Source organism: Sharpea porci, from assembly GCF_009695655.1.
GTDB lineage: Bacteria > Bacillota_I > Bacilli_A > Erysipelotrichales > Coprobacillaceae > Sharpea > Sharpea porci.
In genome coordinates, this window is the sequence record NZ_VUNM01000025.1 from 1 (window position 1) to 19,025 (window position 19,025).

A 19,025-nucleotide genomic window follows, 5' to 3' on the forward strand; every position below is an offset into this window, starting at 1 on the left:
TATTTGGGTCCTTGACTGTATACCAGCCTTCGTCTGTTTCGCCTGTCTTCACTCTGTCACCGGCTTCTGGGTTGTCCAATTCAGTATCAGTGCCTTCGATGAAGTATTTCACTCTGACAGCACCGCCATTATCAAACAATATAACGCCAACTCTCTCTGGTTCAGTAGGCAATAAACCATTTGTCGTTACCGCAAATGAATTCCAGGCTGCCTTCTTTTCATTTTCTTCAGTTCTTTTTGCTTTCGCAAGATCTGTGAAGAGAATGCTTTCATCAGGAAGATTTGTTTTATCGCCTTTTTCTGGTGCTTTCATATCAAACGTAAGAGTAATATCCTGCCCTTTGACAAAGATTGTATCGTCTTTAAGTTCTAATTTAAAGCTATGAATAGTACTCCAGTCATTAACTTCTTTTGTCCAGTTTGCTTCTTGAGCAGTTGCTGGATCTGTATGAACGAATGATGTATTTGGGTAATTCACTCTATTATAGAGATCAGTTCTCTTTGGATTTTTTGAAGTACTGTAGTATACATCTACTTTATCAGCCCAAGCTTTAGGTAACTGTACAGGACCTTTAAGGATTGGTGTAAATGCACTTCCTCTACTTGTATTATCAACAATTCCTAAATCACCAACGGAAGGAAGAACATCAATAAAGCCTAATTGAGAAATATTTCTACCTGTAGTATTTGTAAGATGTAATTTATATGAAATATCCCCACCTAAACTTGCCTTACCAAAACGAGAATATTCCGTATCCATATTACCTTTTACAGACTTTTCAATCTTAAGGTCTTCTTTTGTACGTAAGTTATAATTATTGCTGGCTTTAATAATCTTTTGATCATTTGATAAGCCATCATCATTAATATCTTTTGTATCTATTTCAATAGTATTAGTATCTGGAGTAGAAGCAACAAGTTCTTTAGATTTCGTACTTCCAGAATAAGAAATCAATTGCATATTCTTTGGTGCATCATCAGTAATATCAACATCGAATGTTACTGCTAACTGGTCATATGGGGCAACATAATCCTTATCCCACACAACTTTCACTAACTGCTTACCTGTACCCTTATAATCATCATCAATAACTTTACCTGTACCAGTAATACTATTAGCTGGAATATTTAAACGATATTCCTGATGATAGAACTTGAAGTTACCATCACCTTTTAGCTTTACACCATATGGAAGAATAATAGCTGAACTTATTTCACCATCTAGATTAACAGGAGATGCATATGGCGTATTAATGAAATGACGAACTTGATTTTCACCTACTTTTACAGTATTTCCATCAGCATTACTAAAACGAATACCTGATTTTACTAATGGTGTATTTTCTGTATTTTTAATAACCTGAAGTGTTCTTGGACCAATATTATCTGATGTTTTATCAGCTGATTTCACATATGTCTTTCCATTTGATAGCGTCATTTCCCAAGTATTTTGCCATCTAAGTTCACCTTCATAACCCTTCTTGATATTAAAGAATGGATAGGCATCTAATGAAACACCACCAAATATAGGAGAACCATCGGCATTTTCATAAACAACTTCATAACTATCAACATGATCTTGAGGAGTGATACCAAAGGCAGTACGTGATACTAAAACTTGATGAATACCAGTTTGTTTTGAGAAGTCAACTGTTTGTGATTTTGTTGTGCCATTATCTAAATGAAGGATAATTGTAACAACAGGATCAGATGCTAAACGTAAAGGTGGCTGACTTGAATGATAGTAACTCTTTGGTGTTTCAAGACGTACACCAGAGAAAATGAGTTCAGGACTAAATATTTGTTTCGAGACAATTTTCTTATAGCCTTGTTTCAAGACATCTCCTAAATTCCATTCAGATCTTGCATCAACACCATCTCTTGTCAGTTTATCTGTTTGATTAAGTGCTATAGCGTAATAATCATGGAAGAGAAGGGAAACGTTGTCTTTAACTGATGGGTTTGTGTTTTGTGCCCCAGTTACAGCATTAATTTGATTAACAGCTGTTCCACTTGTAAGAGATGTATACCAGCTTCCATCAGGAAATTTTGTATTATCGCCATCAGGAGCAATAGACATCTGTGCTTTAGATTCTTTTGTTATTTCTTTTCCATCAATACTTGTCGTTGTGAAAGTGACTTTATTTTCTAGTTTCTGAAGTTGATTTGTTTCCTTTGTCACTTCTGTAAGAAGCTGAATTTCAAATAAATATAAAGCTTCACCTCTAGCTGAACTTTCTTCCTGTTCTTTAAGAGAAGGTGCAGTAGCTGTCCAAGTAACTGTCTGGCCATTTACTTTAGCTTCACTTAGGTTTTTACTAATAATAGTCGCATTTGAATATGTAAGACCTTCAGGTAATGTATCTGTTACAGTAATTTTACTGCCTGGTTTCATATACATACCTGCACGTTGTGCTAAATCAACTGAACCTTTAAGATTCCAAATTGCTTTTTCACCCTTTTTAGGTGCTTCTTCTTTAGAATTCTCAACACCTTTATAAACCTTTGAGACAGATTCATTATATGCAGATTTAATCTGGAATGATGCTGTACGAGGAGTTGTGAATGATGTGCCATCTTCTTTATTAAGACTAGCTTCAAACGAAAGTGTTGTACCATTTGGTGTTATCCCATTATAAGTATTGATAGGGATTTGTACGACTGCTGATACGCCTGTTTCAACATTTTCAAGATTCCAAGATAATACTTTATTGTTTTGATCAAATGTTGGTTTTGTACCTAAGATTGATAAGCTTTCTAATGTATCTTGATGAAATGCATAATAAGTATCATCTTTAGGTAATTGCACTTTAACTTGTGCTTTACCTGAAAGATCCTCATTAATTTGTTCTTGTGAGCCTGCAATTTTCACATGCATTTCAAGAATCCCCGTATCTCCTGCATTAACACTCGATTGCACTGCATTAAGCGCAATATCATAATTCTCATTGCTTTGTGCTCCAGCTGCAAAAGCTTTAATCCCCATTGGCATGATCATCATACAAATCGCAATTAAATACTTATACAGCGAAGAAATCATTTTCTTTGACTGTCGTGTCATGTTTTTTACCTCTTTTCCCACTAGATTTTGGCACACGAAAAACAAGAGAAGACTTTCAATCTTTTCCCTCAGTGACCAATTTATTTGAAATACCAACTAAGAAGTACAGGCAGCTTCCTATTGATATCCCTAACCTCTTTACAAAGAAAGATAAGCTATATCAGCATCAATTAATGATTAAACTAGAAAGAGAAACGACTCATATAGCTTATACATTCTCAAATACTTCTATCAGCACAATCTTCCATATCATACTGATAACTCATGAGCAATCATAAAACATATCATCAAGCTGGTGCTATATTATTTGTTATGAGCTAAGTATTGTTATGTGTATATATTATTTGAGTGTTACACTCAAATTATGAAATTATCAAATATAGCCCCAGCAATATCACAGCTTTATAATCATCATTAGATTAACGTAATGTTTATTGTAGAGATAGTACTGAATATGAACGATTTTATGCATATTTCGTACTTGATGACTTTGTATCTGGATCTTGGATATCTCTATAAAAATACATAGATATCAAGTTGATTGACTTTAATCTTCTTTATATGTTTTACAGTTAGAAAACTAATAAAGGCGAAATATATTGATTAAATCAATACTTTTTCGCCTTTTTGCATATTATTTCAGCTTCGTACTTTTCTTGGAGTTAACGACCCGCTATATTTTTTTAGATATTTCTATGTAATGATCTCCCTTGATGGCTGAATGTCAAATGTCTTTACCAGCGCATCTTCCATCTCACACGCCTTAGTTCACAATTAGATTACCAAACAGAAATCATCTTAAGAGGGATTATCTCATATCAAAAATAATCATCGTAAAACACAAAAGACCTAGATTGTAAATGATCTAGATCTTTCTATTCATGATTATGCCACTTAGCGTATTGCAGCGAATACATATGAACCATTTGCGCCAATAGTTTAAATTAGATATTTGATAAACCTATACCTTCTTCAATAAGATGATATCATTTGCTTCAAAAAAATGTTGCTTTCAAAAAAAAGGAGTTTCTTGCACTCATATTCATTTTCAATCTTCCATAAATATGTTTCTATCTTCGATGACTATCTAATAAGGTATTCTAAAGTAATCTAGATAAGACTTATATTGATCCTGCGCACTTAGGCATGTATCCCTCAAATAGCCTCTCTCATGACTCCATTCTTTTAGTCCCCGATAGTAAAACATCTTCAGTTCATCCTCAATTATGAAAGGAACAATACCATATCTCAAACACTCTTTAAACATGATGAGTCTACCTACTCGACCATTACCATCCTGAAAAGGATGAATGCGTTCAAACTTAACGTGGAAATCCAAGATATCATCAATGCCCTTGTCTTCTATTTCATGATACTCTTGAAGTAATTCCTTCATTCTTTGAGGAACATCTTCAGGAAGTGCTGTCATTCTTCCGCCAACTTCATTGGGTAATTTTTTGTAAGCTCCTACTCTAAACCAATCTTTCCTAGCATCACTCGTACCATTTTTCAAGATTGCATGGAGCTCTTTAATAAAATTCTCAGTTAACTCAGACTTAGCGCGGTCTATGATTTTGTCAACACAGCGAAAATGATTAATAGTCTCTATAACATCGTCTATATTGACAGCTTGCTTTTCTAATCTAATAGTATTTGTATCAAAAATATACATTGTTTGATCAAGTGTTAATCTACTTCCTTCAATATGATTAGAATGATATGTTAATTCGATTTGCGTCTTGTGGTATATTCCTCTTGTATATTTTGTACTTTTCTGCTCTTGTAAAATATCTAATAAGTTATTAGATTTGTCTTTCTTTTGATTTTTGCGTTTTGGCTTTATCGCATTTTCAGGAATTTTCCAAGTTTTACCTTTAAGAAAGGCATCCTTTACACGTCCCTGGGCACAATAGTTTCTCACACTTCGCTCAGATATATTCCATTTTTTTGCAATTTCTCTTACACCAAGATATTTCATTCTTTGTTCCTCACCATAAATAAGTATTTTCATGATCCTGATATTATTATATAACTTTATCGGCAAAATTTCTCTTCAAATTCATACATCTATAATATTTTTTGCCGATAAAAGATGCCGATTATTTGCAGTAGAGTAGAGGAAAGAAATGAATTTTGTTCCTCTCATTGCAGTATATGTTCGGTTCGCATATATAGTGTTACATTCATTCACTTACTTCAGGCTATTTTAAATTATAATCAAGGGGATTGACCAAACCAGGTCTATCGCTTTTTCTTATCACAAGATCTCAAGACTGAGCTCATAGTTGACGCGATCACCATTTAACTACCTGTGTTCGATTTTATTCCGACTGAGTTAGTGCAATACCCGACATACAAACATAAAAGACCTAGATTGGGAATGATCTAGGTCTTTCTATTCATGATTATTTGGGAAGTTGTCATGAATACGTAGTCTATTTGGGAAAATTGTATTTTGGGAAAAATTATGAAAACTCTTTTTTGACTACACTTATAGAATACACATTATTCGTGTGAGAATTATGCATAAAATATGTGAAATCATGTGAATCTTTATTATGCAATAGTTTGAGATAGCGTATTGGCTGTTTTCATAGCTGCAACGACATCTTCTGGTGTAACTTCAAATGGCATATTACCCATCGTGTCATTTGGAGAGCATGCTTCTGTTGCTGCTTTCAACAACAACTCATCACTGACATTTTCCATATTCAAATCTTTAAATGATGTTGGAAGATGGCACGCTTTACAGAATTTAATAACCTTTGTGATTTCTTCAAGAGAACGATCTTCTAAAACAAGCTGAGTGATTGTGCCAAAGGCAACCTTCTCACCATGAAGATATTGATGTGTTTCAGGTATTACTGTTAAACCATCATGAATTGCATGAGCAGCCGCTAAACCACTAGATTCAAATCCAAGGCCGCTTAAATAAGTATTCGCTTCAACAATATTCTCTAATGCTTTGGTTGTCACTTTGTTTTCGACAGAAGCTTTAGCCTTCAGGGCATCTTCAAATAATGTATCACGACATAATGTTGCGAGGGCAAAGGCTGCTTTTGTGACATGGCCTCCTGGCATTGTCAAAGCATCACTCTTAACACAGGCAGCTGCTTCATAATATGTCGCAAGAGCATCACCAACACCGGCCATCAAGAAACGTACTGGCGCATGAGCAATAATATCCGTATCCATCAAAACCATATCTGGATTAGCTCTTAAAGGCAAATAAGCATCAAATTCACCATTAGGCTTATAGAGAACGGACAATCTTGAACATGGCGCATCGGTAGAAGCTGTTGTTGGCACAATGATGACAGGTAAGTGTGCATAGAATGCGACAGCTTTAGCAGCATCCAATGTCTTACCACCACCAATACCAATAACGACATCACATTCACCTAACTGTTTTTGATGTTTTTCCACTTCTTCGCTTGAACATTCACCACCAAAGACTGCTGAAGTAAAAGGTACATTTGCTTCTTTAAAAGAACTTTCAATGTCATCTAAGTCATGTACATAGGCATGATGACCAATCATCATATAGGCACCTTTCGTACCTAATTCCTGATAGTAGGAAGCAAGTTTCTTAATTTCACCTGCTCCCTGAATATAACTTCCTGGTGCACAAATAATTTTTGTCATAAAGCAACATCTCCTTTTTTATAAGTCACTAACTTGTTTATTAACACCATACAAATTATACCAGTCTTTATTAAAATCTTCTATTGCCAGGGAAATATTCTTATTTTCAAAGATTGTCTTAAGAACACCATAGGGTGCTGTAATAGCCTGAGCTCCAGCTGCCAATGACTCTTCCACCTGTCCTAAGGCATGGAAGCTAGCTGCAAGAATCTTACAATCATAGCCATCCATGGCGATTCTGCTTTCAACCTTGTCAATAAGGTCATATGGATCACCACCAATATTCGCAATACGATTGACATAAGGGGCAATATAGTCAGCACCTGCTTCTAAAGCCATATAAGCTTGCATCACTGTATAGATAGCAGTTGCTGTTACATTTCTACCTTCTGCTTTTAATGCTTTGATGGCTTTTACACCTTCATAGCTTGTTGGGATCTTTATATAAACATCTTCATCTATTTCTTCAAAGATACGTTTCGCATCTTTCAGCATATCTTCACAGGTTGTACCTACAACCTGAATATGAAGGCTTCTATCTTTTCCTATGATATGTCTGACTTCACGCATATGTTCAAAGAAATCTTTTGGTGCTGTCTTTTTGACAATACTTGGGTTGGATGTAATGCCACTAATAGGCATATGATCAACCCCATCTCTTATTTCCTCTAAGTTAATTGTATCTAATATGAATTCCATTTTCTTTCTCCTATAAACTTTGTTCTGTTCTTCCAATAATATCATCCTGTGTTGCTTTAGAAAGGACATTGAAGAATGCTGAGTAACCAGCAACACGAACAATTAAGTCTTTGTGTTTTTCTGGATGTTTTTGGGCATCAATGAGTGTTTCTCTTGAAACAATATTATATTGGACATGATAGCCATGTAATCGATTAAAGAATGTCTTTATCAACATTTCTAATTTCATTTTGTTTTCATCTGTTGTCAGCATTGTTGGGGTCATCTTTTGATTAAGTAGGACACCACCTGTTATAAGATGTGTTGGTAGTTTAGAAACAGTCTTGAAGACAGCCGTTGGTCCATTTTGGTCGGCATTATGAGCAGGTGAGCAACCTTCGGCTAATGGTTCATGGGCATGACGACCATCCGGTGTTGCCATAGTCCCCATACCTTGGCCAACATTGGCAGAAATAGAAGATGTTCCACCATAACGAACACCACCAATAGGTCCACGACCATAACGGGTATTCTTATACTTCTTCATTTCATCAAGATAGCTATCATAAGCTTCTACGACGAGCTGGTCAACAGAGTCATCATCATTGCCATATTTAGGTGCATCATGAATCAGCATATCCTGGATTTTCTGATTTTCTGGTGTACTAAAGTCATCCACAATCGCATCCCATAACTCTGCAGGGGTGATACGCTTCTCATCGAAGACAAGCTTCTTAATCGCCGCAAGAGAGTCTGCCATATTCGCAATCCCTACCTGTAATCCTGAAATAAAGTCATAAACAGCACCACCTTCTTTAATCGTCTTACCACGAGCTAAACAATCATCAGTCAAAGTACTACAAAGAATATCAGGAACATCTCTTTCACTCGCTTTATCAATCGCATTTTCAGTAATCACTGAATAACGAGTCAGTTCACGAACAGTTAAATCCCATGCCCTCATCAACTCTTCATAACTTGTCATATCTTTGAAATAACCATAACCCTTCGTAAATCTCTTACCACTTGTCATATCAATACCATTATTCATCGCCACAAGAAGAATACGAGGGAAGTTCATATAACTCATACCCGTACAACGATATCCCCATTTACCTGGTACCGCTGTCTCAACACAGCCAATAGCGGAATAATTATAGGCATCTTCTTCCTTCACACCTTTTTCAATGAATGAAGGAATAATGATTTCATCATTATTGAATGCTGGCATACCAAATCCTAACTTCACAACTTCAATACATTCATCAAAGAAAGCTGGATTAAGATTCTTATGATAACGGACTGTTAAGTTAGGTTGAGTTAATCTTGTTTGAGCGATAGATTGTAAGACTGTGAATGAGAGTTCGTTAACAGCATCCTGATGATCTGTTGTCTGTCCGCCAATAGTGACATTCTGGTACATTGGGCTACCTGCACTTGATAGTGTATGGGACTGACTTCTGACTTTATTGATTGTTAGGCTCTTAATCCATAAGTTTGATAAGAGCTCCAAGGCTTCATCTTTAGTCATGTCATGTTGTTCAAGAACGGAATGTTTGTAGTAAGGATACATATATTGATCAAAGCGACCATATGAAAGAGAATGGCCATTGGATTCAATTTGGAGAATGAGCTGAATAAACCAGACAGACTGCATTGCTTCATAGAATGTCTCGGCTGGTTCATAAGGCACTTTTTGACAAATCCTACTGATTTCTAAGAGTTCTGCTTTTCTCTTTTCATCAACTTCTTTCTCAGCTTTCTCTTTCGCAAGTTGACTATAGCGTAAGGCAAAAGTATGTACAGCTTCGAGGACAATCAATACGGCATTATAGAAAACATTTTGATCTATTGCATCAGGTTCACATAGGTCAAGCTTTGACTGAAGTTCTTTAGCTCTTTCCTCATAACCCTTAAGGCCATATTTCAGAACCTTCTCATAATTTACTGCAAGATGGGCATCACCGGCATTTAGCTTGCCTTCCATGCCAAAAAAGCCAGTTTCCATAAAGACCTGCACACACTCTGGTAAAAGGTTCATCCCTCGATCTCTTAATGTATTATTTTTCCAGAACGGCGCAATGCTTCTTAAATTCTCCTTTGTTTCTTCTGTAATATAGAAAACATCACCATCACGTTTTTCAAACTTATCAAGTTCATCAATCACAAAGCCCATTGTATATTCAGGGAAGATAGGGGCATTCTTGTTTTTTCTTGCCTGATTTCCTACAAGCAATGTCTGATCTTCAATATAGATTGTCATCTCTTCAAGAATAGCTTTCAACATCAAGGCTCTTAAAAGCACTCTTGGCTTATCTTCATTTTCTTTATAAACCTTAGTGACAATCATTGCACGTTCTTCATCAATATAAGGTTTTTCATCAAGTACTTCTTCACGGAATGCTTGCATACGATTAGTAAGTTGACCAAAGTGTTCTTTGTTTTCCATAAGCTTCTCCTTTTAATTTCATTTGAAAGTTCACAAACTTTCTTTTCCACCTATATCGTAGCATTATTTGGAAATTAGTCAATATATTGTTTCAATTAAATGATATTTAACTTTCATTCGTAAGTTTATATTTACTCTTTACTCTCAAACTGCTACAATAATTGCGAAGGAGAAGTAGCTTATGAGTAATGGTATCTTATTTAATATACAAAAGTTCAGCATTCATGATGGTCCTGGTATTAGGACAACAATATTCTTAAAAGGTTGTCCTTTGAGATGTCAATGGTGTGCCAACCCAGAAAGCCAGCTGGCAAAAATACAAATTCTCTATGATCAAGAACAATGCCTTCATTGTCTTCATTGTGTTGAGATTTGTCCTACACATGCCCTCACACATCATAATCAAAGCATTCATGTCAATCTTACAAAATGTAATGGATGTTTAAAATGCGTAAAAGAATGTCCTGGTCATGCCTTAAGTCATGAAGGGGAATATAAGAGTGTTGAGGAAGTTGTTGAAATTTGTCTTCAAGATTTACCTTTCTATGAAGAGAGTTGTGGGGGGATTACGATATCCGGTGGCGAAGGCATGAGTCAGCCTGATTTCCTACGTGAATTACTTCCTGCCTTAAAAAAGCACAATCTTCATCTTGCGATTGAAACAACAGGATATGTGCCAGAAGATCTCTTTCATGAACTAGCACCAATGTTTGATTTATTACTCTTTGATATCAAACATGCCGATTCTAAAAAACATCAAGCAGGCACAAGTGTTGGAAATGAACTGATTGCAAAAAATCTCAAATGGGCGATTAAACAACACATAGATATCCTCCCACGTATACCAGTCATTCCTCATTTCAACGATTCTTTAGATGATGCAAGATTAATTGCCACATACTTAAAAGAATTAGGCTTAAAGAAAGTCCAGCTCCTACCATTCCATCAAATGGGTGAAAAGAAATATCATTTACTTCAACGTAATTATGCATATGAAAATACAAAAGCCTTACATCCCGAAGACCTTCAATCCTACCAACGCATCTTCATTGATGAGGGCATTGATTGTTTTTTCTAAGAATGGGATTAAAGTAGTTATCCTCTTTCAGCTATGATAATATTTTTTTTGAGAGGAGAACATCTTTATGAAAATGCATCGCATATTCTTTATTATAGCTTCAATTATATTTATTGTATTCTACCTATTTGACCATTTTGCCTATGAATACTATTTGAGGAATTTTGATGTCTTCTTTTCTAACTTTTATCGCTTTACAGTCTTTAGTCGACCTCTTATTCTCATTGCCTTATGGTGTGATCATCTCTATCTTGTATTTAAACGTAAGTAGTAAAAAGTCTGGCAATAATACATTGTCAGACTTTTATAATGAAAAAAGTGCTACTTTATATAGCACTCTTAGTCAACTTTAATGACTTCTACATTCATTTCATTGAGATAGATTTCATCTTCTTGAGGAATATGGGTATCTGTATAAACTTTGGCGACATTTTTTGTATCCAGGAGATTGACTGTACCGATATGGCCAAACTTCTCACTTTCTGTCACGACTATAACCTGGGTTGCCTGTTTTGCCATTTCTCTGACAGTCTCAGCACGTAAATAGTCCTTTCCTGTAAAGCCTGATTTCTCTGAAAAGCCATCTGCACCAATAAAGTACTTATCGACAAAGAAATTCTTGGCATTATTTATTGTGATTGGTCCAACAAGAACCTGTGATGATGCTTGATATTCACCACCAAGCAAGATAACTTTAACTTCTTCATTACGTATGTAATCAGCAATGAAAGCTGAGTTAGTTATAATAGTGATGTTTTTCTTGCTTTGGGCAATCTCTAATGCAACGAGTGCACAACAAGAACCTGATTCAATCATGATTGTTTCACCATCATGGATATCTTCGCATACTTTCTTAGCTATGCGTTGTTTCATTTCATAGTGATAAGCTAATCTATTATTCATATCATCACTGTTATTTAATGTCGCATAGCCATGATTACGGATGATAAGACCTTGCTTAGTTAGGGCATCTAAGTCTTTACGAATAGTGACTTGGGAAACTTCCATCATTTCGGCAAGTTCTTTGACTTCTAGTTTTTCATGTTTTGTAAGTGCATCAAGAATACGATTTTGTCTTTCTTTCATATTGTTTTACCTCTTTTGTATTCTAACACATTTAGTTTCATTTGAAATATATGTAAAAGAAAAAGTCCATAATTTGGACTTTTCTGTTATTATTTTTGATTTAGTTCTTCTTTAATCTTTTTAAACTGCCTGTCTACAAAGATTAAGATTGGGATAAGAATTAGAAGTGTAATAACGATTTCTACCTCTAAAGGCCAAGATAGCTTCTCACCTAATGTACGCATTAGAACCAATACTAATGGGTAGGCAAACATAATGACGGATAAGATATTGGCTCTTGTTTTCCCTTTTAACATAAATAGCCTCCTCTCTTAGCTAATACTTTCTTACTTATAGTATATATGATAAGTATTGATTCTATGTTGTCTTTATTGCTTTTGTTTTTACATTTTTCAATACAAAAAGGTCGATTGCTCGACCTTAAGATTACTCATATGCCTGATCTTCATCATATTCAACTAGATCATCAAATGTCTGTCTTCTAATGACAACTTTACTCTTGCCTTCATAAGTAAAGACAACTGCAGGCTTAGGTAACTGGTTGTAGTTAGATGACATTGTATAGTTATAGGCACCTGTTGAGAAGACAGCAAAGATATCACCTGCTTCAATATTACCAGTGACATGGAGATCCTTACAAATAAGGTCTCCGGATTCACAGCACTTACCAGCAATTGTAACAACTTTTGTCTTTGTCTCACCAGCTTTATTGGCTACAATACCATCATATTTAGCATCATAGAGTGGGGTACGAATATTATCAGCCATACCACCATCTATCGATACATATGTACGTACATCAGGAATGTCCTTAATAGCTCCAACAGTATAAAGCGTAATACCGGCATTCCCAACAACCCAACGTCCTGGTTCAATTAAGACCATTGGTCTTTCCCAGCCACGTTTTTCATAAGCTTCACCAATAACATTCATGATTTCTTCTGTAATGGTTTCAAAGTCAAGAGGGTGGTCTAGCTTATTGTAGGCAATACCATAACCACCACCAGCATTAATCTTCTTAACAACAACACCAAATGTCTTATAAATCTCATCAACAAATCCCATGAATGTACGCATTGCTGAAATATAGGCATAAAGGTCAAAGACCTGAGAACCAATATGAGCATGTAAGCCTTCGAATTCCATATTCTTACTATCAAGAATCTTTTTGATTGCTTTGAGATAAATACCATAATGACTAGAGAAGCCAAATTTAGTATCGACATGGCCAGTCTGAATGAAGTTATGTCCACCCGCTTTAATACCAGGCACAACACGTACTGTTGCTTTGACAACAGTATCTAATTCACCGGCAATCTTGTCACATAATTCTAATTCATAGAAATTATCAACGACAAAGTGTGTTACCCCATGTTTTAAGGCATATTCGATTTCACTTGGTAATTTATTGTTGCCATGGAAATAGATTTTATCAGGATCAAAGCCTGCTCTTAAAGCAATGCTGATTTCACCAGCAGAGACACAATCAATACCAATGCCATATTCACTCGCAAGCTTATAGATGGCAAGACAGCTAAATGATTTGGATGCAAATAATGGTAATGTGTTTTCATATTTGTCCATGAACTTCTCTTTGAGTTCATTCATCTGATGTCTGATATGTCCTTCACTCATGACATAGAGTGGGGTACCATATTTTTTCGCTAAGTCTGTGGCTTTCACGCCATCGATATAGAGGTCGTTGCCTCTTATATCCGCAAATTGTGTTTGTAATACCATTTTTGCTTTTCCCCTCATCTTTTAATTATATAGCGTTTCTAAGTTATAGAATCCAACTTCTTTTTGTGATAAAGCTTTAAGAGCGCTGACGGCACCTTTCGCAAAGATATCTCTGCTTAAGGCTGTATGTTTGATTTCAATCAATTCGTCATCACCACCATAGAGAACAGTATGTTCACCATAAATTGTTCCTGCACGAATAGACTGAATACCAATTTCATTACGTTCTCTTGCTTCATGTTTTGACTGACGATCATATACAGGATGGGCACCATCAATAGATTGAGCAGCTGTATTATAAAGCATTACTGCTGTACCACTAGGGGCATCAATCTTACGATGATGATGTGCTTCTGTTATTTCTACATCAAAATTGTGATTGTAGAAGTCCTGAGTGAATTCTTTGACCATCTTGTTGAGCATGGCAACACCATAAGATGTGTTATAGCTCTGGAAGACAGGAACTTCTTGTGCTAAATCATGAATAGCTTGTAACTGTTCTTCACTAAAGCCTGTTGTGGCAAGAACAACAGGGACTTTATGTGCACGCACATAAGTCATAATACTTTCAAGATTAGCAGGATGTGAGAAGTCAATCACTGCATCAGCTTCTTCTTTAACTTCATTAATATTTGTATAATAAGGTACTTCCGGTGTTTCATCAAAGACAGGAGAAACAACCGCAACTAATGTCAATGTCTCATCTTCATTAACTGCTTTACATACTTTTTTCCCCATCACACCATATCCAACAACAATAACTCTCATAAACTACCATCCTTTACTTTCAAAAGTTTTCATTGCATCAAACAATAACTGCTTATTTTCATCCGTTGTAGGAATAAGTGGTTTTCTTAATGCTTCTGATTCAATATATCCCATATGTTTTAATGCAGCTTTAGGCATAATTGGGTTAGTGTCAATAAATAAGTACTTAGAGACATCATTGAAATCTAAAGCCATTTCTCTTGCTTTTTCTAAGTCTCCTTTTAATACCAATTGGGCAAACATTTCTGTTTCTCTTGGATACAGGTTAGCGAGAACGGAGATGACGCCTTTTCCTCCAGCGGCAATAAATGGCAAGATATTGTCATCACAACCAGAATATAAATCAAAGTCCATGTCTCTTGTACGTGTTAAGACTTCCATCGCATAAGCAATATCATCTGTAGCATCTTTCATCGCCACAATATTAGGAACTTTCGCAAGTTCAACAACTGTATCAACCGCAATCTTCATGCCTGTTCTTCCTGGTACATTGTACATAATAAGTGGTAGCTCAGGTGCTGCCGCTGCAACTGTTTTATAGTGATCAATTAAGCCACGCTGACTTGTCTTATTGTAGTATGGTGTTACAACTAAGTTAGCATCAGCACCAACTGCTGCATTAAATTTAGCTTTTTCTACAGCCACAGCTGTATTATTTGATCCACCACCAGCAATCACTTTAGTCTTTGTACCTTTACACATCGCAACCGCAATCTTCGTTAATTCCTGTTCATCTTCCCATGTGATCGTTGCTGGTTCACCTGTTGTCCCATTGACAAGAATGGCTTGTTGTCCGCCATCAATCATACGTTGTACATGTTTCTTAAATCCTTCATAGTCAATACTGCCATCATCATGCATAGGCAAGATCATCGCAACTGCACTACCTTCAAATAATGCCATTATTCAATACCCTCCTTGATTTCTTTTTGTGCCTTCTTGAGATATTTCTTATCAATAACTAAAGAGATAGAAATTTCACTTGTCGTGATTTGATAGAAAGGAATCTGGGCTTGACCGAGTATTTGGAAGACTCTTGCTGCTACACCGGATTCATCCTTCATATCTTCACCCTCAACTACTAGTTTACCAGTATTCTTGCTGGAATACACTTCCATTCGTGGGTGATTCTCTAAAATCTGTTGAATAGCTTGATTAAGTTTGGATTGATCTTTTGCTTCACAAGTGAAGTCAATCTGCATTTCATCTTCTAAGTTGGCACTAGAAATCATATCGATATTAATATCATGACTCGCCAGTACCCCAAAGATCTGTCCGACAAATAACGAGTTCTTTTCAACATTCTTCATTCTTACCTGAATAATGTCTTCATCAATTTCCACACGTGTAATAACCTTCTTATCCATTGTCATTCCTCCTGAATATAAAAAAGTACAATAGATGAGGGCTACTGTACTTGAAAAAACATATAAGTTCAATAGCACTCCACATTCCTGTGACAGTGAAGTAGATATTCTCTAAATCACCAGGAAAAACAAGTTTACAGCCTCATTCAACCTTCGGCGGTTTCTCCTCCAACAATACCTGTCTGTAAACATTGATACTGTCTTCTTAGCACCCGCGCCTCTATTTAGGCAAATACTAACACAAAGCGTATGAAAATACAATGAAGCATTTCAAATATCTTGAATAAGTACTGATTTTATATTGTATAATAGGTGTGAGGTGATCTTCTTGAAACTTGTACAAATCCTACTCTATATTCTACTTGTCATTATTCCAATGCTTTACTTTTTACATCTCTTGAAAAAAGAAAGCCTATTTTATAAAGGTCTTGTCGTACTGATTGCCTTATTTTCAGGCAATGGCATATGGCTCAAGTTCTACTTTCATCCCAATAACCTTCTCTTTGAATACTTTGTCATTGCGACCCAGGTACAACTCTGGTTTCTTTATATTCTCTTCTTAATTATTGTCCTTTACCGCTTTCTCTTTACATTCATCAGACATAAACCATTTCGTAAAGGCCATATTCTCATCATTATTCTCACCATCACTTTAACTGCTTCAGGCTTCACTGAACACTATATAAAAAAACGTCAGCACTATGATGTCACCATCAATAAACAAAGCAGTATGAAAAGCTTAAAGCTCTGTGTTGTTTCTGATTTTCATATTGGGACAGGGTCTTATCTCAAGACTGTTGATAACTTTGTCAGTCGTGTAAATAATGAACATTATGATGCTATCTTGATGGTAGGGGATATATTTGATGAAAATACACCAGATGCGCTTATTCCACAATGTCTCGAATCCTTCAGTCATCTTAAGAGCACCTATGGCACATATGCGATTGCTGGCAATCATGAATACTATCGCAAGAATACAAACTTCCTCAATACCCTCAACAAATATCATATTCATTATTTACGAAATCAATATATTGAAGTTGATGGTAAATTTAATATTGTTGGCTTTAATGACCACACAAGTCATGACCAGTACAATATCAAACAAGTCATCTCCCACATGAACAAGAATCTCCCAACAATTACCCTCGATCATAACCCAGACCGTTATAAGAAATATCATGCCTTTACAGACTTACAGCTCTCCGGTCATACCCATAATGGTCAGATCTTCCCAGGCAATATCTTCATGAGTCTTTACTTTGATTATTCTTATGGACAACATCACTATGGTCATGAAGATATCATTGTCACAAGTGGTATGGGTAGCTGGGGCTTCCCATTCAGACTTGGTACTCAGGCTGAGTATTGTGATATTAACCTTCAATTTAGTAAAAAGTAAGTGACTTATCAAGATAAGTATGTGACCGCTTACAAAAACATGCCTTTTTACGAAAAAGTTATAGACAACCTCTCTAAAAATCGTTATAGTACTAGCGAAGTTAATCAATACATACTTCAAAAGAGAGGGTATTATATGACTATCACAGTTCAGAAAGAATTCGAAAATATCGAAAAAGATGTCACAAAAAAAATAGACAAATACATAGAAGAATATAATCTGTCAGTTGAACAAAATGCCAAAGAAAATCTAGCCATCCACCTCGCACTCTCAATCACAAGAGAGTTATCAGGTAATTATATTCAAACAAGTCATTCACAGTTAGAAAGCTGTAAAGACTTACCTACATATCCTATTGCTAAGAAATTAGTTAAGGAATTGGCAGATGATTATAATACAGGGGCAAGTGAACTTGACTTCTATACCGCAGCTATGTATTTATCCAATCTTGATCAATGGGATTTAGAATTTAATTCTACCTTTGATATTATTGATGATGAAATGGGGTCTATTATGGATGAGGCTCTTGATGAAATTAAAGATAAGCTTGGTGTTGATCTTAAGCTTAATGACACATTCTATAAGGGCATGACATTACATTTCTATCCAGCATTAGAGAGATTAAAACATAATAATCAGTTAATGGACAACCCATTAGTAGATATGGTATCAGCCAGTCATGAAAAAGAATATCAGTGTGCTGAAATTCTAAATAATATTGTCAAGAAACATTACAACAAAGATTTCAATGAAAATGAACTTGGCTATATTACACTACACTTCGGTACAGCATTCTATAGTCCAGAAAGTCATTAGAGGATTCCTAACGGAATCCTCTTTTCATTTAATGAGATGGGCAAAGATATTTAAAAAGACAACCACACAACCAACAATAAAACTATTCTGGATCACTTCTTGTCGATCTTGTTTATAGGTATAGTAGATAATGAATAAGCCAAAGACTATTTCAATAAAAGTAAGCAAATAAATATAACGTGCGATAAAATGATATTTATTGGAATTCAAGAAATAAACCATGACAAAAAAGATTACTAGTACAATACTAAAACAGGTCTTGAAGAAACCTAACTTATTCTTCATGATCATCACTCCCTATATGTATTGTGACATTATTTCTACCACAAATTCAATACCTAAAACTCATCACATTAAAATTACATATTTACTTCAACATAAAGGCTACAAAATAAGCTAAGGTAAGAACTACGATAAGTGTCATAACTGCCCATGCTTTTCTTAACTTCCGATCCTCTTTAAGCGCTAATACAAATAGCGCAATTTCTGTAATCACAAACATGACGATAAAGAAGAGCACGAAGATAAAAGGCAATTCAATATGGAGTTGTTTTACAATAAAGAGGCAGCTCAATACTCCAAATGAGAAGAATGCATTATACTTTTCTAATCGAACACTTTTCATTTTCATCACCACTTTTATTATATCGATTCATCATCTTCCCGGGAATCTTTTTGAAAGATATGAAAAAAACTGGGAATATTCCCAGTTAGTGTACAATCTTAGAGAGTATAAAGAGAATGATAGCTTCAATGCCTGTCGCTACTGAGAGAAAGAGTGTGAGTAGGCTGACATAGTAGAGATAGGGGTTATCTCCTGTATTGATTGCTGTAGAAATGAGAAAGACAAGTAGGGCAGGAATGAAGATAAAGAGCACTTTCTTACTATAATCCTTATAGCGTTCACCTGGTGTTTTATACTGCATATTCAT

General features: G+C 35.5%; 18 protein-coding genes and 1 riboswitch. Of the genes, 4 read left to right on the forward strand and 14 right to left on the reverse strand.

Annotated elements, in window-relative coordinates:
* From FYJ79_RS09525 to FYJ79_RS09545, 5 genes are all read right to left on the reverse strand, one after another.
* On the reverse strand, positions 1-3,061 hold a 3,061-nt coding region (locus tag FYJ79_RS09525), incomplete at its 3' end, for a hypothetical protein (RefSeq protein ID WP_154517445.1).
* 1,087 nt (positions 3,062-4,148) lie between these two features.
* Positions 4,149-5,039, reverse strand: coding sequence for a Fic family protein (locus tag FYJ79_RS09530; protein WP_154517448.1), 891 nt, complete (start codon positions 5,037-5,039; stop codon positions 4,149-4,151).
* A 578-nt stretch (positions 5,040-5,617) separates the two neighbouring features.
* The gene (locus FYJ79_RS09535; protein ID WP_154517451.1) at positions 5,618-6,706 is read right to left on the reverse strand and encodes a glycerol dehydrogenase; all 1,089 of its coding nucleotides are present in this window, start codon (positions 6,704-6,706) and stop codon (positions 5,618-5,620) included.
* 18 nt (positions 6,707-6,724) lie between these two features.
* Positions 6,725-7,405 carry a fructose-6-phosphate aldolase gene (locus tag FYJ79_RS09540; protein ID WP_154517454.1) on the reverse strand — a complete coding sequence of 227 codons (681 nt, stop codon included), beginning with the start codon at positions 7,403-7,405 and terminating at the stop codon, positions 6,725-6,727.
* A gap of 10 nt (positions 7,406-7,415) precedes the next feature.
* Entirely contained in the window at positions 7,416-9,833 is a 2,418-nt protein-coding gene (locus tag FYJ79_RS09545; RefSeq protein WP_154517457.1) for a glycyl radical protein, read from the reverse strand.
* Between the two features lie 181 nt (positions 9,834-10,014).
* On the opposite strand from FYJ79_RS09545, the gene FYJ79_RS09550 reads away from it, so the two are divergent.
* A complete protein-coding gene (locus FYJ79_RS09550) occupies positions 10,015-10,911 on the forward strand; it encodes a glycyl-radical enzyme activating protein (RefSeq protein ID WP_154517460.1) in 897 nt (298 codons plus the stop codon).
* Between the two features lie 67 nt (positions 10,912-10,978).
* Positions 10,979-11,182 carry a hypothetical protein gene (locus FYJ79_RS09555; RefSeq protein ID WP_154517463.1) on the forward strand — a complete coding sequence of 68 codons (204 nt, stop codon included), beginning with the start codon at positions 10,979-10,981 and terminating at the stop codon, positions 11,180-11,182.
* Positions 11,183-11,250: 68 nt separating this feature from the next.
* Here FYJ79_RS09555 and FYJ79_RS09560 read toward each other — a convergent pair whose 3' ends face one another.
* From FYJ79_RS09560 to FYJ79_RS09585, 6 genes are all read right to left on the reverse strand, one after another.
* Complete coding sequence (locus tag FYJ79_RS09560) at positions 11,251-11,997, reverse strand: DeoR/GlpR family DNA-binding transcription regulator (protein ID WP_154517465.1); 747 nt, start codon at positions 11,995-11,997, stop codon at positions 11,251-11,253.
* A gap of 89 nt (positions 11,998-12,086) precedes the next feature.
* On the reverse strand, positions 12,087-12,293 hold the full coding sequence (locus tag FYJ79_RS09565; RefSeq protein ID WP_154517467.1) for a hypothetical protein: 207 nt from the start codon (positions 12,291-12,293) through the stop codon (positions 12,087-12,089).
* A 130-nt stretch (positions 12,294-12,423) separates the two neighbouring features.
* Complete coding sequence (gene lysA, locus FYJ79_RS09570) at positions 12,424-13,737, reverse strand: diaminopimelate decarboxylase (RefSeq protein WP_154517469.1); 1,314 nt, start codon at positions 13,735-13,737, stop codon at positions 12,424-12,426.
* 21 nt (positions 13,738-13,758) lie between these two features.
* On the reverse strand, positions 13,759-14,505 hold the full coding sequence (gene dapB / locus FYJ79_RS09575) for a 4-hydroxy-tetrahydrodipicolinate reductase (protein ID WP_154517471.1): 747 nt from the start codon (positions 14,503-14,505) through the stop codon (positions 13,759-13,761).
* Positions 14,506-14,508: 3 nt separating this feature from the next.
* On the reverse strand, positions 14,509-15,408 hold the full coding sequence (dapA, locus tag FYJ79_RS09580; RefSeq protein ID WP_154517473.1) for a 4-hydroxy-tetrahydrodipicolinate synthase: 900 nt from the start codon (positions 15,406-15,408) through the stop codon (positions 14,509-14,511).
* Positions 15,408-15,872, reverse strand: a complete 465-nt coding sequence (locus FYJ79_RS09585) for an ACT domain-containing protein (RefSeq protein WP_154517475.1) — start codon at positions 15,870-15,872, stop codon at positions 15,408-15,410. The genes dapA and FYJ79_RS09585 overlap by 1 nt, the downstream gene beginning before the upstream one ends.
* Before the next feature lie 64 nt (positions 15,873-15,936).
* Positions 15,937-16,103: riboswitch (Lysine riboswitch) on the reverse strand.
* Positions 16,104-16,200: 97 nt separating this feature from the next.
* On the opposite strand from FYJ79_RS09585, the gene FYJ79_RS09590 reads away from it, so the two are divergent.
* Entirely contained in the window at positions 16,201-17,277 is a 1,077-nt protein-coding gene (locus FYJ79_RS09590; RefSeq protein ID WP_154517477.1) for a metallophosphoesterase, read from the forward strand.
* 135 nt (positions 17,278-17,412) lie between these two features.
* The gene (locus FYJ79_RS09595) at positions 17,413-18,093 is read left to right on the forward strand and encodes a BglG family transcription antiterminator (protein WP_195837064.1); all 681 of its coding nucleotides are present in this window, start codon (positions 17,413-17,415) and stop codon (positions 18,091-18,093) included.
* Positions 18,094-18,117: 24 nt separating this feature from the next.
* On the opposite strand, the gene FYJ79_RS09600 is transcribed toward FYJ79_RS09595, so the two are convergent.
* From FYJ79_RS09600 to FYJ79_RS09610, 3 genes are all read right to left on the reverse strand, one after another.
* Positions 18,118-18,378: a hypothetical protein gene (locus FYJ79_RS09600; RefSeq protein ID WP_154517481.1), complete on the reverse strand. Its 261-nt coding sequence runs from the start codon at positions 18,376-18,378 to the stop codon at positions 18,118-18,120.
* Between the two features lie 82 nt (positions 18,379-18,460).
* The gene (locus FYJ79_RS09605) at positions 18,461-18,718 is read right to left on the reverse strand and encodes a hypothetical protein (RefSeq protein ID WP_154517483.1); all 258 of its coding nucleotides are present in this window, start codon (positions 18,716-18,718) and stop codon (positions 18,461-18,463) included.
* Between the two features lie 85 nt (positions 18,719-18,803).
* Positions 18,804-19,019, reverse strand: coding sequence for a hypothetical protein (locus FYJ79_RS09610; RefSeq protein WP_154517485.1), 216 nt, complete (start codon positions 19,017-19,019; stop codon positions 18,804-18,806).
* Positions 19,020-19,025 lie beyond the last annotated feature (6 nt).

Bases quoted from the DNA above. Each gene is read 5' to 3' on its own strand.
- FYJ79_RS09530 (WP_154517448.1), bottom strand. From the start codon at position 5,039: ATGAAATATCTTGGTGTAAGAGAAATTGCAAAAAAATGGAATATATCT.
- FYJ79_RS09535 (WP_154517451.1), bottom strand. From the start codon at position 6,706: ATGACAAAAATTATTTGTGCACCAGGAAGTTATATTCAGGGAGCAGGT.
- FYJ79_RS09540 (WP_154517454.1), bottom strand. From the start codon at position 7,405: ATGGAATTCATATTAGATACAATTAACTTAGAGGAAATAAGAGATGGG.
- FYJ79_RS09545 (WP_154517457.1), bottom strand. From the start codon at position 9,833: ATGGAAAACAAAGAACACTTTGGTCAACTTACTAATCGTATGCAAGCA.
- FYJ79_RS09550 (WP_154517460.1), top strand. From the start codon at position 10,015: ATGAGTAATGGTATCTTATTTAATATACAAAAGTTCAGCATTCATGAT.
- FYJ79_RS09555 (WP_154517463.1), top strand. From the start codon at position 10,979: ATGAAAATGCATCGCATATTCTTTATTATAGCTTCAATTATATTTATT.
- FYJ79_RS09560 (WP_154517465.1), bottom strand. From the start codon at position 11,997: ATGAAAGAAAGACAAAATCGTATTCTTGATGCACTTACAAAACATGAA.
- FYJ79_RS09565 (WP_154517467.1), bottom strand. From the start codon at position 12,293: ATGTTAAAAGGGAAAACAAGAGCCAATATCTTATCCGTCATTATGTTT.
- lysA (WP_154517469.1), bottom strand. From the start codon at position 13,737: ATGGTATTACAAACACAATTTGCGGATATAAGAGGCAACGACCTCTAT.
- dapB (WP_154517471.1), bottom strand. From the start codon at position 14,505: ATGAGAGTTATTGTTGTTGGATATGGTGTGATGGGGAAAAAAGTATGT.
- dapA (WP_154517473.1), bottom strand. From the start codon at position 15,408: ATGGCATTATTTGAAGGTAGTGCAGTTGCGATGATCTTGCCTATGCAT.
- FYJ79_RS09585 (WP_154517475.1), bottom strand. From the start codon at position 15,872: ATGGATAAGAAGGTTATTACACGTGTGGAAATTGATGAAGACATTATT.
- FYJ79_RS09595 (WP_195837064.1), top strand. From the start codon at position 17,413: ATGACTATCACAGTTCAGAAAGAATTCGAAAATATCGAAAAAGATGTC.
- FYJ79_RS09600 (WP_154517481.1), bottom strand. From the start codon at position 18,378: ATGAAGAATAAGTTAGGTTTCTTCAAGACCTGTTTTAGTATTGTACTA.
- FYJ79_RS09605 (WP_154517483.1), bottom strand. From the start codon at position 18,718: ATGAAAAGTGTTCGATTAGAAAAGTATAATGCATTCTTCTCATTTGGA.
- FYJ79_RS09610 (WP_154517485.1), bottom strand. From the start codon at position 19,019: ATGCAGTATAAAACACCAGGTGAACGCTATAAGGATTATAGTAAGAAA.